This window comes from Halalkalicoccus jeotgali B3 (genome assembly GCF_000196895.1).
GTDB classification, from domain to species: Archaea; Halobacteriota; Halobacteria; order Halobacteriales; family Halalkalicoccaceae; genus Halalkalicoccus; species Halalkalicoccus jeotgali.
Window position 1 is genome coordinate 181,524 of sequence record NC_014298.1, and the last position, 16,057, is coordinate 197,580.

Annotated in this window: 13 protein-coding genes and 2 pseudogenes; 5 read left to right on the forward strand and 10 right to left on the reverse strand. The window is 52.7% G+C overall.

The genetic code is table 11. The features are described 5' to 3' along the window. Position 1: 1 nt before the first annotated feature. From HACJB3_RS15580 to HACJB3_RS15590, 3 genes are read right to left on the reverse strand one after another with little or no spacing between them, the layout of a single operon-like run. On the reverse strand, positions 2-442 hold the full coding sequence (locus tag HACJB3_RS15580) for a MaoC/PaaZ C-terminal domain-containing protein (RefSeq protein ID WP_008413813.1): 441 nt from the start codon (positions 440-442) through the stop codon (positions 2-4). 14 nt (positions 443-456) lie between these two features. After that, positions 457-864: a PaaI family thioesterase gene (locus HACJB3_RS15585; protein ID WP_008413811.1), complete on the reverse strand. Its 408-nt coding sequence runs from the start codon at positions 862-864 to the stop codon at positions 457-459. A gap of 1 nt (position 865) precedes the next feature. After that, on the reverse strand, positions 866-2,815 hold the full coding sequence (locus tag HACJB3_RS15590) for a 3-hydroxyacyl-CoA dehydrogenase/enoyl-CoA hydratase family protein (RefSeq protein ID WP_049934639.1): 1,950 nt from the start codon (positions 2,813-2,815) through the stop codon (positions 866-868). 329 nt (positions 2,816-3,144) lie between these two features. Between HACJB3_RS15590 and HACJB3_RS15595 the strand changes: the two genes are divergently transcribed. Both HACJB3_RS15595 and HACJB3_RS15600 read left to right on the forward strand, forming a co-directional pair. Next, positions 3,145-4,308, forward strand: coding sequence for an acyl-CoA dehydrogenase family protein (locus HACJB3_RS15595; RefSeq protein ID WP_008413806.1), 1,164 nt, complete (start codon positions 3,145-3,147; stop codon positions 4,306-4,308). Between the two features lie 65 nt (positions 4,309-4,373). Continuing rightward, positions 4,374-5,924, forward strand: coding sequence for a long-chain-fatty-acid--CoA ligase (locus tag HACJB3_RS15600; protein WP_008413805.1), 1,551 nt, complete (start codon positions 4,374-4,376; stop codon positions 5,922-5,924). 127 nt (positions 5,925-6,051) lie between these two features. Here HACJB3_RS15600 and HACJB3_RS15605 read toward each other — a convergent pair whose 3' ends face one another. Then, positions 6,052-7,218 (reverse strand): acyl-CoA dehydrogenase family protein, encoded by a 1,167-nt coding sequence (locus tag HACJB3_RS15605; RefSeq protein WP_008413804.1) that lies wholly within the window; start codon positions 7,216-7,218, stop codon positions 6,052-6,054. A gap of 393 nt (positions 7,219-7,611) precedes the next feature. Here HACJB3_RS15605 and HACJB3_RS15610 point away from each other — a divergent pair, with 393 nt between their 5' ends. Then, the gene (locus HACJB3_RS15610) at positions 7,612-8,301 is read left to right on the forward strand and encodes an alpha/beta fold hydrolase (RefSeq protein ID WP_238532911.1); all 690 of its coding nucleotides are present in this window, start codon (positions 7,612-7,614) and stop codon (positions 8,299-8,301) included. Between the two features lie 17 nt (positions 8,302-8,318). On the opposite strand, the gene HACJB3_RS15615 is transcribed toward HACJB3_RS15610, so the two are convergent. Continuing rightward, a complete protein-coding gene (locus HACJB3_RS15615) occupies positions 8,319-9,980 on the reverse strand; it encodes a potassium channel family protein (protein WP_008413799.1) in 1,662 nt (553 codons plus the stop codon). A gap of 1,394 nt (positions 9,981-11,374) precedes the next feature. On the opposite strand from HACJB3_RS15615, the gene HACJB3_RS15620 reads away from it, so the two are divergent. Beyond that, complete coding sequence (locus HACJB3_RS15620) at positions 11,375-11,614, forward strand: DUF4177 domain-containing protein (RefSeq protein WP_008413797.1); 240 nt, start codon at positions 11,375-11,377, stop codon at positions 11,612-11,614. Further along, a complete protein-coding gene (locus HACJB3_RS15625) occupies positions 11,611-12,654 on the forward strand; it encodes a hypothetical protein (RefSeq protein ID WP_008413794.1) in 1,044 nt (347 codons plus the stop codon). Before HACJB3_RS15620 ends, HACJB3_RS15625 begins: the two co-directional genes overlap by 4 nt. A gap of 31 nt (positions 12,655-12,685) precedes the next feature. Here HACJB3_RS15625 and HACJB3_RS21260 read toward each other — a convergent pair. The 5 genes and pseudogenes from HACJB3_RS21260 to HACJB3_RS15640 form a co-directional block, all read right to left on the reverse strand. Next, positions 12,686-13,154, reverse strand: a pseudogene (locus HACJB3_RS21260) (HVO_A0114 family putative DNA-binding protein). Continuing rightward, positions 13,135-13,442, reverse strand: a pseudogene (locus tag HACJB3_RS19710) (toxin-antitoxin system TumE family protein). Before HACJB3_RS19710 ends, HACJB3_RS21260 begins: the two co-directional pseudogenes overlap by 20 nt. A gap of 115 nt (positions 13,443-13,557) precedes the next feature. Beyond that, entirely contained in the window at positions 13,558-14,253 is a 696-nt protein-coding gene (locus HACJB3_RS15635; RefSeq protein WP_274378067.1) for an AI-2E family transporter, read from the reverse strand. 261 nt (positions 14,254-14,514) lie between these two features. Next, positions 14,515-14,817: a PadR family transcriptional regulator gene (locus HACJB3_RS18945; RefSeq protein ID WP_008413787.1), complete on the reverse strand. Its 303-nt coding sequence runs from the start codon at positions 14,815-14,817 to the stop codon at positions 14,515-14,517. Between the two features lie 522 nt (positions 14,818-15,339). After that, the gene (locus tag HACJB3_RS15640) at positions 15,340-15,702 is read right to left on the reverse strand and encodes a DUF5518 domain-containing protein (protein WP_008413786.1); all 363 of its coding nucleotides are present in this window, start codon (positions 15,700-15,702) and stop codon (positions 15,340-15,342) included. Between the last annotated feature and the right edge of the window lie 355 nt (positions 15,703-16,057).

The following is a 16,057-nucleotide window of genomic DNA, read 5'->3' on the forward strand; positions in this document are numbered from 1 at the left end:
TTTACGTAACGAGCGAGAGAAACTCGCAGGCAAGTACGACATCTTCGTGCTGGTTTTTGACTTGTAGATCATATCGTATTAAGCCATTAGCGACAGGATGCTCCCGTTGCTCTGTTTCGATAACTTCGCTCTCGACATGGATAGTGTCGCCTAAGAACACCGGTTTCACGAATCGCAGCCGGTCGATACCGTAGAAGGCGACGACCGCATCTTGATCCTCTTCACTCCGGGACTGCCAGAGAAGTCCCGTCATTACACTGAATACGAGCGCACCATGAACGATCCGCTCGCCAAACTCGGATTCTTCCATCCGCTTTGCGTCGGTATGGAGATAGTTGAAGTCGCCGCTAATGCCTGCAAAGTTCATGAGATCGGTCTCCGTGAGTGTCCGTCCCTTCGTTTGGGAGAACTCTCCTACCTTACTCTCGGTAAACAGACTCATGAATCTCGAAACAGTCAGTAGGTCGTGCGTCCCGCCGCGACCGACTCGTCCTCATCCGTGCTTTTGACAGAGACATCAGTGACGCCCGTCGTTTCGCCCGCGCGGAGCACCTTCGCCTCGGCGATTAGAGTACCAGTTGCTGGGCGCAGATACGAAACATTGAGATCCGTTGTTGCGAGGCGCGCCGTTACGGGGTCCTCGAAGGTCGTTCGAAGCGCGAAGCCGCTCGCAGTGTCAATCAGGGTTGCTGCAATCCCGCCATGGATCAACCCGTTCCGACCAGGATTATGAAGGTTCTCGTTCGCCGGGATGGATATCTGAACCTTCCCATGGTCAACGTTGTCGAGCTGAAGATCAAGCCATGAGTGATAGTCATGTCGTTCGGTGAACGATTGTAACCCATCAAGAGTGTTGCTCGACATATTATTCTCCTCGGAACTTAGGATCTCGATCCTCAGCGAACGCTGCAGTACCTTCCGATGTGTCCTCGGTTCCAAGCAACAAACCGAACGCCTGCGCTTCCATTTCTAATCCAGCATCGAGGTCTTGGTCACGTCCTTTGTTCATCACCTGCTTTGCCTTTCGCAGCGCTATTGGGGGCCCGGTAACGAGATCGTCGATAAACGCCTCAACTGTCTCTTCGAATTTCGCTCTTGGAACGGCGCGGTTGATCAACCCCCATAGCTCAGCGGTCTCAGCATCTATTCGGTTACCCCGGAAGACGAGTTCCTTTGCGCGGGCTTCGCTCAACATGCGAATCACTCGCTGTGTGCCGCCACCACCGGGCAACAGGCCTAGGTTGATCTCAGGAAAGCCAAACTCAGCGGCCTCGGTCGCGATCCGGAGATCACATGCGAGCGCGAGTTCAAGGCCACCACCAAGGCAGTAGCCGTCAATCTTTGCAAGTACCGGTCTCGGGAATTCCGCGACTGTAGTGAACATCTGTGTCACTTCTTTCTCGTGAGGTGCGGCTCCCGAGAAACCGGAGATATCTGCGCCGGCACAGAATGCCCGATCGCCCGCCCCCTCAAAGGTAACGGCCCATACTTCATCGAGGTTAACGTTCTCGAGCAGATGAACGATCTCATTCATCAGATCCTCGTTGAGCGCGTTCAGCCGTTCGGGTCGGTCGAGTTTAATTTCGAGAAGCCCGCTTTCAACGGTGTGCTTCAGGGTCGTGTAATCGCGTTTTGCGCCGTCGCTGTACTCGTAGAAGCCAGCGCCCGCGTCCTCACCAGTCTGTCCCGACTCGACGAGGTGACGGAGGTGATCTGCTGGCTCGTAGCGCTCCTCTCTGTACTCTTCATACAACGACTCGAGCTTCTCGAGAACGGTATCAAGCCCAATCTTATCCGCCCGTCTACAGGGTCCTTCGGGAAAGCCTGCACCGAGGCGAAGCCCCGTGTCGATCGCTTCGGCGGTGGCGACATCGTTTCCGATTAGTTTCGCGGCTTCATTGATGATCCGGGCCTCGATACGTAGTGTATCGACGCCCTCACCTTGACCAGACTCGTAGTCGGGGCCATCGCCGGTTTCGTAGTCATAGTAGCCCCGGCCCGTCTTCCGACCGAGTTCCTCGGCCTCGACTTTTTCCTCAAGAATGGGTGGGATTGGCTTACCTGCTTCTTTCCGAATATGGTAACCAACGTCGATACCGGTGAGATCGCCTAGTTCGAACGGTCCCATTGGGTAGTGCCGCTGATGAACCATTGCGGCATCGATCTCAGGGATCTCGTAGCGTCCCTCGCTAACCATCCATCCCGCTTCGTCACCGAACGGCCCCAAAACAGAGTTAACGACGAACCCATTGACGTCCTTACGAACGTAGATTGGCGTTTTGTCGATCGACTCGACGAACTCGGATGCAGTGTTGGCGGTTTCATCGGTCGTTTCAGATCCATAGATCACCTCGACCAAATCCATCTTCACTGGTGGATTGAAAAAGTGCATTCCCACGACCTGCTCCGGACGGTTCGTTGCAGATGCAATCTCAGTAATCGACAACGAGGAGGTGTTCGACGCGAGAATCGCATGTTCGGGCGCGAACGCATCGAGATCGGAAAAGATCTCTTTTTTCAAATCCATTTGTTCGGGTGCCGCTTCGATAACAAGGTCAGCGTTCGCAACTGCAGTTTCAAGTTCTACCTCAATATCGATTCGGCTAAGAACGTTATCAGGTGCTTCGTCGATAATGTCTTTCTCAAAGAGTTTCTCAAGACTCCACTCAATTGAGTCATAACCGTCTTCGATGAACTGGCGCTCCACGTCGCGCATTATTACTTCATAGCCAGCGATAGCAATCACTTCCGTGATTCCGTGGCCCATATTACCTGCGCCGAGTACGGTGACACGATCTATATCACTAACAACCATAGAATGTTCTGCGATAACTCTCACCTTAGTTCCATCGGATGCGCCTACCACTGTTTTGGTGTGCTCTATTTAGATGAATACTGGTTCGCTTTTCACCTACTGTTCTGCCGTCTGTTAATTCTTGTAATATTTACTTACTGTTTCACCCGATAAGGACGCCCGATCTAGGCGTTTATTGGCCTAATTCTCCTAACAATGCCAAGTATCGATATTGAATCTTTGATTACTGGGACGGTGCTCTTATTAATTTTGGCAGCTATATCTACTCTGTTGCTACCAATTAATCTCTTTAACACAATATTTATTACCTATGTTAATCATGGCTATGTATGATAGATTTCGTTGAGCTTGAACAAGATCTGAGTCAAGAAGAGCGGACGGTTCGAGATGAAGCTAGAAAATTCGTTGAGGAAGAAGTTCGGCCGATCATCGCAGATCATTATCTCGAAGGGACATTCCCTACGGAACTCATTTCCCGACTGGGGGATCTCGGTTTCTACGCACCAAACCTCGAGGGGTATGGCCTCTCGAACGTGAGCGAGACCGCCTATGGCTTGTTGATGCAAGAACTCGAAGCCGGCGATTCCGGTGTCCGATCAATGGCCAGCGTTCAGGGGGCACTCGTCATGTATCCCATTTACGCCTTCGGCAGCGAAGAGCAGAAAAAGCGGTGGCTCCCCTCAATGGGTAAAGGGGACGCCATTGGTGGATTCGCCTTAACCGAACCTGAGCACGGCTCGGACGCAGGGAGTATGGAGACTCAAGCCGAGCGCGATGGTGAGGAGTTCGTGCTGAACGGCGAGAAGCGCTGGTGTACGAACTCGCCCATCGCGGACGTGCTGGTCGTCTGGGCGCGCGATACGTCGAGCGAGGGCGAGCCGGTGCGGGGCTTTCTGGTCGAAACCGATCGCGACGGCCTCGATATCGACACGATAGACGGGAAGCTTTCGCTTCGGGCCTCCAGTTCGGGGGAGTTCACGATGGACGGCGTTCGGATCCCCAAGGAGAACGTGTTGCCCGGTGTGTCGGGCATGAAAGGACCGCTGTCGTGTCTCACGCAGGCGCGCTACGGCATCGCATGGGGTGCAGTCGGGGCGGCTCGGGACTGCTTTGAGGAGGCTCGTACGTACGCGACTGATCGCGAACAGTTCGGCAAGCCCATTGGCGGGTTCCAGCTCCAACAGGAGAAACTCGCCGAAATGGCGACCCAGATCACGACGAGTCAGCTGCTGGTCCATCGGTTGGCCGAGCTCAAGGAGCGCGGCGAGCTGCGTCCCCAGCATGTCTCGATGGCCAAGCGCAACAACGTCGAGATGGCGCGCGACCAATCGCGGATCGCTCGCGAGATGCTCGGCGGTAACGGGATCACCGCTGAATACTCACCGATTCGTCACATGGCGAACATGGAGACGGTCTACACCTACGAGGGGACCCACGACATCCACACACTGATTCTTGGTCAGGATTTCACCGGTATCTCCGCATTCGAATGAATTTCTCAAAACGTATAAAAATGCTATGAATAACCTTTAGATAGTACCGTCATCTATTTTTGGGCGTGACAAACCTTCTCACCACGATTGAGGAAACAGTCGAAGCAAGTCCTGAAGCGACAGCAATCGGATTCGAGAATCGGAAGATCAGCTATGAGGAGTTATGGGAACGGACAAAGAAGTTCGCGTACGCACTCTCGGATGCAGGTATTAACCCAGGGGATCGGATCGGGGTCTATCTCCCAAATATTCCGGAGTACGTGACCGCATTTCACGGTATACTCTGTGCTGGAGGAGTTGTCGTCCCAATGAATCCACAATACAAGAGCCGAGAGATTGAGCACCTACTCGCTGATAGTGGGGCAAAGGCTGTCGTCGGACTTTCAGAACTCATCGGACAGGTTACCGAAGTCCAAGATGAGACGAACATCGAAACGATCGTCTCAGTTGGACCCACCACTAAAGACGCCATCGAGTTTGAGACATTTCTTGCGGACGATACGCTGGATGTCATCGATCGGGCGGACAATGAGATTGCCGTTCAGCCATACACATCTGGAACAACTGGGAGATCAAAGGGTGTCCTCCTAACGCACTCCAATCTCGAGTTTGAGGCCCGTGTCTCTCCGCAGATCCACGATGGAATTGCCAAGACGGATAAAATGCTCGGTGTGCTACCCCTATTTCACATCTATGGTATGACTGTTACAATGCTAGCGACGCTCTACGGTGGGGGGAGCTATCATTTGCTGTCGGAATGGAGTGCACAAGAGACGCTCGATCTCATTTCAGACGAGGGAATTACGCTGATGCATGCCGTTCCTACGATGTACAACGATCTGGTAAACTATGCTGCTGCTAAGGACTACAGTCTCGAAACAGTCCGATTTGCCAATGCAGGCGGCAGTAGCCTCCCTCGAGAGGTGATACAGCGATTCGAAGAGCTATTCGAACCATCGTTGTTAGAGGGATATGGCTTAACGGAAACGTCACCAGTTACTCACGCTAACCGTCTTGATGATCGTCGAATCGGAAGTATTGGGAAGCCACTTCCAGGTGTCGAATCAAAGATCGTCAATGGAAATTTTGAGGAATTACCACCAGTTGAAAGGGGACCGGTAAACGATGAGACTAATCTGGAGAATGTTGTTGGAGAGCTAGTGATACATGGCCCGAATGTCATGAGGGGATATCACAACCTCGATGATGCGAACGAGGAAGTATTCACAGAGGAACAAACCAGACGTTGGTTTCATACTGGTGATCTCGGATACCGGGACGAAGACGGCTTCTTTTACATTGTAGATCGAGAGAAACACATGATCGTCACCGGAGGATATAATGTATATCCCCGTGAAATTGAGGAACTGCTGTTCGAACATGAAGGAGTAGCCGATGCTGCTGTCGTCGGTATCGAGGATGATCGTCGCGGCGAGACGGTCAAGGCGTTTGTCGTTCCTCAATCCAATGACGAAGTAACGCCCGAGAAAATCAAAAAATACTGTCTTGAGAATCTCGCGGAGTACAAGCATCCCCGTGAAGTCGAGTTTACTAATGAACTTCCGCGAACGACTACCGGGAAAGTCCAGAAGTTCGTGCTTGAATCAGAGAAGTAACTGTATTCGACACGATGATCGCTCTCCAGTGGGATTACATCAGTAGTTGTCTCACCATTCCCCTCAAGAGAACTCTCCTCAGATGGTAACTATCCTGACAAGCAGTACAGCGATTCGTTTGGCTGAGTTACAATTGTTTCTGACGGTTTAATTGTTGACTATAAACTAAATTACGTTGAATCTCATTTGCGCCTTCATAGATAACTGGAATCCGACAATCTCGATAAATACGAGCGATCCGACGATCAGTTAATATTGATCGGCCACCATGCAGTTGCATTCCACGCTCGGCACATGTTACGGCTGTCTCTGTCGATTTGGTTTTTACAATTGCGCCCCATAAGCTGGTATCCTCTCCCCGCAATGCCTTATTGGCTGCTCGCCAGTTTACTGCTCTAGCGCTTTCAAAGTCGATTCGCATATCCGCAAGATCGTGTTGCACAGCTTGGAAATCACTCACATTCTTTCCGAACGCTTCACGATCGTGGACGAACTCCCACGTCTCCTCGATGGCGGCCGCTGCCATCCCGAGTCCGTGACCCCCGACGACGACTCGTTCATCATTAAAGAATTCTACAAGCTTGTAGAAGCCTTCGTTTTCCGTCCCAACGAGATTTTGGCTAGGGATTCTACAGTTGTCAAAGGTGATATGTCCCTGTTTGCTCGCGCGGAATGCCATCTTTTCCGGGATATGCTCTGCCTCGTAGCCATCCGTATCGGTCGGGACGATAAACAACGAATAGTTTGAGTAGCGATGATCAGAGTCGTCCGTCTTTGCATAGACCGTGAGCCAGTCAGCCTCAACGGCATTGCCAACCCAGTATTTCTCGCCATTCAACACCCACTCATCGCCGTCCTTTTCGGCACGAGTAGTCATTCCTGCGAGGTCACTTCCCGTCTCAGGCTCTGAAACTGCGAGTCCAGTGATCTGTTTGCCTTCCGCAACTGGACGCAAGAATTCTTCGTGCTGTTTCTCGGTTCCATGTCTCTCAACGAGTTGACTACCGAAACTTGCTAGTCGTAATGTGAGCCCAATGCCGGGGTCAGCCCGGAAGAACTCCTCTACGAGTGCGAGCATTTCCGCAATATCGAATCCGCGACCGCCGTAATCCTCGGTAATATCTTGCGCGACGAGTTCCGCTTCCTGACCCGCTTCCAGGATTTCCCAGGGATACTCTCCTGTTCTGTAATACTCCTCTGCATTGGGGGCGATGTGCTGTTGAGCGAAATCTTGTGCTTCTTGTTTCACGTCACGAGCTCGCTCCGGTACGATAGATTCATCCAATAAGTCCATAAATAAACACCTACTCCTTGTGTCCTCTTGTTCTCCTGTACAGGACGTCAAATTCCCACTTCTGAACGCTCGCTAAGGTTATGTGCGGTCGTCTCTTTACAAAATCGGTCCTCGAAAGACCGTTATGCTTGTCGATCTCTGTAGTAGCGATTGCGGTTGGCATTGCTTCTTAGTGCTGTACGGATGAGTGGTTTAAAAATAGTATGGTTATCTCCCAGATTATCTAAATTCGTAAGACAAATACTCATAGTTACTTATCACTAATAACTCCTGTCCCACAGGTTGTCTTCTTTCTATCAATTTAGACGGCACTATATGGGGTGGATTGTTCCGTACTGGTTTCCAGTACTGGGAGTCCGCAATGGCAGACACAGAACTCGGTTCAAAAACGAGGTGGGAACACTACAAAGAACGGCCAACAGCGACCTGGAAACTGAACCAGGGACGGTCGGGCCGATCACCGGCAAGTACGTTCACGTCGATGTCGATAGAATTGATTATCGAATTTATGTCGAAGAAAGCGGACCAGACGATGGGATTCCACTCCTCTGTCAGCATACGGCTGGCTGTAATAATCAAGAATGGCGGCATCTCCTCGCAAATGACGATATTACTGACAAGTTTCGGGTGATTGCATACGATCTACCCTTCCACGGGAAATTCGTTCCACCAACCAGTAACGACTGGTGGGACGAAGACTACGAATTGGATGTCGAACAGTTTGCCGCGACGATCGTCAGTATCGCTGATGCGCTCGATCTTGAGGACCTGATCTATATGGGCTCAAGTATGGGTGGCAACATTACGTTGGAGCTGGATGACTGGTATCCGGATCGGTTCCGAGCGTTGATCGGACTCGAATGTGGCGCGTACAGTCCCGGCTTCCATATCGATTGGCTCGATCATCCCCACGTCAATACGACAGAGGTCAACGCGTATTCCTGCTGGGGATTGATGGCCAAACAGAGTCCAGAACAGACCCATCGAGAGACGATGTATCTGTACGAACAAGGCGCGACAGGCGTGTTCAAAGGCGATCTCTACTACTACTCGGTCGATCACGACGCCTATAATCGGGAGTGAATTCGGATACGGTTCGATCACTCTAGTATCTCGGTGAATTGATTCACCCCCTCGTCGGTCCCGGCGACGATCAGCAGGTCATCCGCCTCAATCCGGAACTCGGGACCGAGGTCTGTAATCACGTCTCCAGTCCGTTCCACTCCGACGACCGTACAACCCGTACGCGATCGGATCCGGGTATCTTCTAATCGTTGGCCGGCCAGCCGCGAGGCTGGCGTTCGAACGACCTCGATCTGGGTGTTCAACGAGATGACCTCCTCGTCCTCGATAACTGTCGTGGCCAACATTCGGCCGCTGACGGTTGCTAACGATAGTACGTAATCGGCGCCTGCCCGGTAGATCTTCGTGACGTTCTCCATTTGCTCTGCTCGAGCGACGATCTCCACCGCTGGATTGAGATCCCGACTGACGAGTGTTGTGACCTCCGTCGTCGCGTCTTCTGGGAGCGCCAGAACGACGGTCCGTGCGTTCGAGATACCGGCTTCAAGCACGTTCTCGGGTTTGGTCGCATCCCCGACAACATCGACATCCGGCATATCAAGGGCGTCGAGGACGGTGTATGTGACGCCTCTCTCATGAAGCACCTCCCCGATGGCTCTACCCGTTTCTCCATATCCGACGAGGATCGTCTCTCCAGCAGTCGGCGGTCGCAGCGTTGAGCGTGTCCGTTCTTTTAGTCGCTGGAGTTGCTCTTCTCGACCAGCAGCCAGCAGGACGGTGCTCTCATCGATTGTCATTGTCGGTGATGGGGGACTCTCAAACCACCCTCGGGACCAGGCCCCAAGGAGATTCACACCGGTTTGCTCACGAATCCTGCTGTCAGCGATAGTCCGACCGACAAGGTCGCTGTCACGCTGAACGGGGAGCTCCGCAAGTTCGAAGTCCTCCGTGATTTCGATTACATTGCTCAACTCCGCCGAGATGCCTGAGGTCACCTTCGCTGCAAGACTCTGCCCGAGCAGTAATCGAGGGGTGAGAACGGTATCGGCACCAGCCAGTTGATGATAGTGCTCTCGCTCCGGATCCTCAACAGTACTGATTACCTGTACGTTTCCGGCGACCTCCTTTGCTGTTAGAATGATACTGGTATTGGTCTCGTCGTCTACGTCCACAATCAACGCCCGGGCGGTTGAGAGCTGTGCTGCCCTGAGACCCTCGACGGATTCGGCGTTTCGGTTGATCACCGGGTGACCGTCTTCATGGAGTCTCGTCGCACGATCCGTGTCGGACTCGACGATTACGTAGTCGACATCCCGCGCGACAAGTTCATTGATGAGGACCTCGGTGCGCGGAGAGAACGCACAGATGATGACATGATCCGCGAGATCGTTCTCAAGTTCGACCGGTGGCGTTGTCGAGATCGCTTCTTCGAAGAGTGGAAACAGAAGCAGTGGCAGTGCGAGAAAGATCAGACCGACGCCAGTTAGATCCATGACGATAACCAGTACGTTCATCCAGGGATGGTCCCAGGGGGCGTCAGAGCCATATCCTGTGGTCGTAAATGTTTCAACGACGACCTGTAGCGAGTGGAGAAACGTTACATCCTCACCCTCCAAAGCGACCATCCCCGTGTGGTATAAGACCGCATACGCGATTATAATAAGAACGAGCACGAGGGCGTAATAGATAGTTCGTCGCTGCCAGCGGTTCCCTAGCTCCGTCGAGTCGATACCGTCCATACACTTCCTGGGTCTGTCGATAGGAAAAGTCCAAGTGCTAGATCGGGAACACCGAGATAATCGCGAATGTGATATCTCTTCACTCGAATGGTTGAGTTCTTTGACGGTGTAGATTAAAATTACAAACGACCGAATTAATAGAGATTTGGTCGCCGGTAGTGGACAATGACGCGCGAAATGGATATTTCTATGAAAGCGGCTTTCTCCCGTGTCTTTTCCAGCCGCACTCCTTCTAGGAAGTCGCAGAACAATCTCGACTGCTCCCGCCACTAAGGGGGGATTCTGGGCTATTTGTGAAGTTTGGGTTGTTCTTATTATATATCTATCTAGTTTCCAGAAGGATTGGAGCCCGGGAACATTACTCCAGAGAGCGCCTGAAAAGCCCAGTCTACGAATAGCGATTCGCAGTGAACGTTACCGAGCGCGGACGAACTTGTCCAGCACATCGGGACAAGAGGTAGACGGTAGTTGCTATCGCTGGGCGTCACTCGGACAGTTGCACAGTGGCTGGCCCTCTCCGTCGTCGATGTGATAGACCGCGCTGGCGGGATTCTGGATGTGGGTGTCTCGAAGGAGTGCTGTCGGGGGGTCTTCGGTGTGGGCTTCGGCACTGCCTTGACTGGGGCACTTGCGTTGAGCGTCGTGATTTCGCCAAGTGTCTGGAACTCGCTCTGGGTGCGAACGTCTAGCGTTCGGGTGAGCCGCGATTGGAGGAGGTATTCGCTTAGGCCCAGCGTCGGGTTGGTGCTGTAGTTGAGACCGGTCGTCTCAATGCATATGATGTGAACGCCAACAGTTTCATTCAGAGCCCTCAGAGAGTTATAGAACCGGACATTTTATTACCTGAGAAGTAGACCACAGTTGCTATACAATCCGAAACTGTTTCTCACGAGGCCAATGAGTAGCTGCTATGTCACACCGCACCGCTCGAACACTTAGTGCACTCCTCTTAATCGTCGTCCTCACAGTCAGTGGCTGTCTGACGCTTAGTCCATCAGTCACAGCGGATACAGATACATCACCTGTGTTCGACACAGTCTCGACTAATGAGCCCTGGGGTGGGCAACACGTTCGCACTGACGCGAGCCTCGAATCAACCCCTGAAGCCAGCAACGTAACGACGATAACGGTTATCGATGAGTCTGGACAGTCCTATAGCACAGTAAGCGTTGACTCGGGTCAGACCGCAGTTTCCGTCTGGATGCCTACGAACCAGAATTCGACGCTAGTTGCCAGCAACAGCGTTAACTCAACCACTATCGATACGATGAACGTCACCGCGACCGGCGAACAGACCCTCTAAGCCCAGTTTTACGGTAGTTAGCGAGCAGAGGAGGAAAGAATAGAGTCGAGAAGAAAGGGGGTTTTTGACAGCGGTAGTAGTAAGTTCGGGCATGAGTCGTCACCAATACGATGAATCCGACACATACTGGGAATACGAAACGCTCAGACCGCCCCGAGGCGATACCAAGAAAGAAGCCGAGGACCCAAAAGCCGAGATAAACGAACTCGCTGCTGATGGGTGGCGACTCGTCGAAACAATCGACTACACGAGTGGCGGGACCAAATATCTCGTCTTCGAACGTCCCGTTCGAAATAACGATGATCGGTTCGAGGACGAGCACTCTGCATGAGTTCTGAAATCGACGAGTCGAACATCGACAAAGACGTCGACGTTGGGACGGCCAATACGATGCGCGAGCGGGCTGGTGAAAGCCGTATCAAACTCTGGATTCTGCTCAGTGCAAACCGCCTCGTTGTTACCGGTGTCTTGACCCTCGCGATGTTTCTCGTGTTCGTAGTTGCGGTTACGGTTCTTCCGCCCCCACTTATCCCCCAACTTAGCTCGGGAGACACGATCGAAACGCTGTTTTCAACGATGATCACTGTGGTTGTCACGGGCACGACGCTTGTCGTGACAATTGGTCAGTTGGTTATTTCCCAAGAGAATGGCCCACTTGGCGAACAACGCGGCCGAATGGAAGACTCAATGGATTTCCGTGATTACACCGAGGAACTAATTGGAGCGCCAAGCCCCGCTGATCCATCGGCGTTTCTTCGCAATCTCATTGATGTCTCGCAGGACCGTGCTGAGGCGGTTCGAGATGGACTCAGCGATATTGAGAGTGATCAACTTCGGTGGGAGGTCGACCAGTTCACCGACAGTCTTATCGGTAATTCCGAGGTAGTGCGCGACGAGCTAGAAGGGGCCCAATTCGGAACATTCGACGTCATGCATGCGGCACTCGACTACAACTATGGGTGGAAGATCTTCCAAGTCGAGCGCCTCCTCCACGATCACCAGGAGGACCTCGGTCAACCCGAGAATGATCTTCTGAATGAGTTGAAGGTGGCCCTTTCGATGTTTGGTCCGGCTCGGGAACACGTCAAAACGCTGTATTTCGAGTGGGCACTGATAACGCTCTCACAGCTCATTTTGTATGCGGCGATCCCAGCACTCGCAGTTGCGGGTATCATGGTCACTGTCGTTGATGCAACAACGCTAGTAGGGAGTACGCTTGGTATCGAAAACATCACATGGTTGATTGGGGCTGCTTTTGCGGTAACGCTCATACCCTTTTTCCTGTTTACGGCGTACGTCTCTCGAGTCGTGACGGTCGCTAAACGGACGCTCGCGATCGAACCACTGATTCTCCGGGAATCACAACGATAAGCAGGTCAACAACTACTCCTCAGATAATAGCTTATGCCGATGTGGCCGACTCTGACCCTTCACCACGTCGCAGGCCGAACTCAACCTCAATCCAGACCGTGCTGTAGGGGACGTACGGCTTCTTCGCACGGCCATCCTCTTCGAAGTGGATAATACCGTACTCGGCTAGCAGGTGCAGATCGTTGTGGACGTCGTGGACATCACGGTCGAGGCGGTCGGCCAGTGCACGAATACTCTCGGGCGGGTGCTGCATCACCTTTTCGAGTAGTTCCATCCGTCGGTCGGTGAGTAGCTGGTGGAGCCGCGCATGGTCTTCGAAGTTGACGACATGCGGTACTTCTTTACCCTGCTCCCACTGTTCAGCGCGCTCAATGGCTGCCGCCTGCGCCTGTTCCGCTGGGAGCGACGTAATTCGGAGAGTCGAAGGGGTACTCAATGTCGCCCGGGTCAGGCGTGAATTCGTCGTGCGTCGGTTCGGTGTTAGTCGGTTCGTCGCTCATAGAGTTCGTTCAGCTCGGTTTGGAAGTCGTCGATCAAGCGAAGAGGCCTGTGAACTCCAGCTTCGTGATAGCGCCCTCGGGCGTGTGCCGATGGTGTCGGCCGACGTCCAAGTGGTATAGGGTGAGTTATCGTACCGTAGGAGCGTCTCGCCGTCAGTCCATGTCCTGGAAGCTGTACTTCAGCCCCTGCGGGAAATCCTCACTCACCGAGACCTGCCACGCAACCATCTCGTACCGACTCCCATCCGGTTTCTCGTCTTTCTCCCGATAGACCACTGTCGCAGGCATCGGTCTCCTATGTTGGGATACGACCCCAATCGTCTGACTACTTCCATTACTATCTGGTGGTTTCCAGAGTGGAACCGGAATGACGTAGCTTGGTCCTTCTCAGTAGCCCTGTTAACTACTCATCCAGTGGGGACACAAGAATGGCTAATGGCTCGCGAAGAAACTGAACAACAACTACCATCACGAATGGTCCGAGGAAGATGCCGTACCAGCCGAAGATGGGTGGACCAAGGAGGTAGGCGAACATGACGAGTCCGATAGGGAATAGCCGTCCCGACAGAGACGGTCGAACGTAAATTCGGATGATGCTATCGAACGCGAGGTTCATAACGATGAAGAACAGGCCGGGGAACCAGAGGAGCGTTAAATAAGAGCGGAGAGCGAGAATGGAGAGGTACACAAGGACAGCTCCATAGAGCAGGTTTCGTCCCACCAGTGGAATCACCGACGCCAGTCCCGTCGCAATCGCTAGCAACGTTGGATGAGGGATTGCGAGCCCGGATAGTGCGGTAAGGTTGAGCGCGTGATAGAGTATTGCAGATATAATGGTAATTGCTAGCATGGTCAGCGTATAGCCGAAATAAACCGACTTCAGACCTTGATTGACCGCCTGAATGTATCTGATCAGGTTCGGGTGCCCCTCAAGGACGTTTTCATAACCCCATTCTTTGATCCGTTGTTCATCGCGCAGGAGAAAGAAGACGAACAGTATGGTAAGAAACGCATTGTAGAGTTGGCTCACGAACATGCCGATGAAGCCACTGAGCCAGAGCAGTGCTGTTGGGATCGTTATCTCTGTTGGACGTGTCAAAGTGACCGTACCGGCGATTACCTACTACTCGCCCTGCTCTTCTCTCTCGTCAGCTATCTCGGTAGAGAGACCGGATCGCGATATAGCCTTGTGCAACAACTCGCATCTTGCGTGTGAAATATTGCACAAGGTAGACCTTTTTGTGAAGTACACAGCGTCTATCTGTTGTACGGATCTCTCTCAACAGCGAGAGAATCCACCATTTACGCCGGGGAGGATGTTACGGCTCCGAATGATGGGCCAACTCCGTCGGTTCCGTTATCAATCAGTCGTCGCTTCAACGCTACTGGAGTCACGGATGTACTGATTTTCCCACTCATGGCGCGCAGTAAGCTCGCGCTGGCCCCGAGATGTTATCCGGTAATAATTCGATCGACGGTCCACTTCACCTTTTTCAACCAGCCCTTTGTCCACGAGTGTATCGAGATTCGGATAGAGGCGGCCATGATGAATCTCCGTTCCAGTATAGTCTTCTAGTGTCTCTTTGATCGCGAGGCCATTCGGTTCGTCCTTCCCAGCAACCACATAGAGGAGATCCCGTTGGCATCCGGTCAAATCGTGCATGAGTGAGTGGTTCTAACTCGTGCCTGACTTACTAGTATTCAGAACTTATCACGCCACATATGACTAACAAGTGACTATTACAGTGACTCGGGAGGAGTTGATTGTAAGGGGTGGGTGCTTCCTATTGAACGATTACGCCCCCTCTGACGAGCAGTAGTCCTCTGCCTCCAGAAGTGGTCCGTCTTGGAGTAGTGCTATTGATAGCGGTGATTTCTCTTAATATTGAATCGGCATCTAGCCCTCTCTTGACGTGGTCAGCCTTGTGCAACAAACATCCTAGGATACGAGATGTTGCACAAGGTAAACTCTCTTTGAAGGGAGACTATCCTCTGCAGGTCCTAGTCAACGGATACGCTCCTCACCAGCGGCCGACAGCGTACATCCCTCGATACTGCTGGTAGTATGCCTTGTTGAGCTTCGGCCACTGGGAAGAGCGGTTCAGCGAGACACTGAATGGGCGATACCCGATGTGACTGGTGTCGGTATCGCTTTGAGGTCGTACTCTATCAGTGATTCATCATTTCAGTTGACGTACCTGCCGATTGCCCCACCGACCGAACTCGGGATCACGGTAAGAAATGCGATCAGAACCCCAATAGCCACTACACTGCCGCCGAACAGTGCCCCTAGTCCTGATGAGCCAAGTGCGAAGCCGAGGAGAGAGATAGCGATACCCCCGATGATTGCAACAATAATCCCTCCAAGAGCGCCGGAGAGGAGCGAGTGCCACGCACCGGCTCTGGCACCATGATTGGTGAAGTAGGCCGAAACGAGGCCAGCGAGAAACCCAGCGATGACGGTTCCGACCCCTACGAACGCAAACGCGATGATTCCAAACACTACTTGCAAAACGAACCCGATACCGACGGAGCGCCAATTAGTCATGACCACTTGATATGCACGTTCGGGCACTGAAATCGGTACGGCTTGCGATGTTCGCGTCCGTAACTGTCGAGAGCACTCCTCGCTCAAGAGTTCCTATCCGATAACGCGGCCACCCCCCTCATACCTCCAAGATCAACTCTTCCTCACCGAGACACTCATCACTGGCCCACATCTCGAGTCGCCGGAGCAGGGTGGCGCAATGTACTATAGGGTAAGAAGACTGTGGTCGCGAGTAGCTCCGTCGCGGGGACGTTGACCGATTTTCTTCTAAACGCCTTGATTTCGATGTTTGTCATCGGTTCTTGAACTCGATCGCGTTTCCGACGATCCGACACAAGGATAAACACCGCTTCCC

Bases quoted from the DNA above. Each gene is read 5' to 3' on its own strand.
- HACJB3_RS15580 (WP_008413813.1), bottom strand. From the start codon at position 442: ATGAGTCTGTTTACCGAGAGTAAGGTAGGAGAGTTCTCCCAAACGAAG.
- HACJB3_RS15585 (WP_008413811.1), bottom strand. From the start codon at position 864: ATGTCGAGCAACACTCTTGATGGGTTACAATCGTTCACCGAACGACAT.
- HACJB3_RS15590 (WP_049934639.1), bottom strand. From the start codon at position 2,815: ATGGTTGTTAGTGATATAGATCGTGTCACCGTACTCGGCGCAGGTAAT.
- HACJB3_RS15595 (WP_008413806.1), top strand. From the start codon at position 3,145: ATGATAGATTTCGTTGAGCTTGAACAAGATCTGAGTCAAGAAGAGCGG.
- HACJB3_RS15605 (WP_008413804.1), bottom strand. From the start codon at position 7,218: ATGGACTTATTGGATGAATCTATCGTACCGGAGCGAGCTCGTGACGTG.
- HACJB3_RS15615 (WP_008413799.1), bottom strand. From the start codon at position 9,980: ATGGACGGTATCGACTCGACGGAGCTAGGGAACCGCTGGCAGCGACGA.
- HACJB3_RS15620 (WP_008413797.1), top strand. From the start codon at position 11,375: ATGAGTCGTCACCAATACGATGAATCCGACACATACTGGGAATACGAA.
- HACJB3_RS15625 (WP_008413794.1), top strand. From the start codon at position 11,611: ATGAGTTCTGAAATCGACGAGTCGAACATCGACAAAGACGTCGACGTT.
- HACJB3_RS18945 (WP_008413787.1), bottom strand. From the start codon at position 14,817: ATGCACGATTTGACCGGATGCCAACGGGATCTCCTCTATGTGGTTGCT.
- HACJB3_RS15640 (WP_008413786.1), bottom strand. From the start codon at position 15,702: ATGACTAATTGGCGCTCCGTCGGTATCGGGTTCGTTTTGCAAGTAGTG.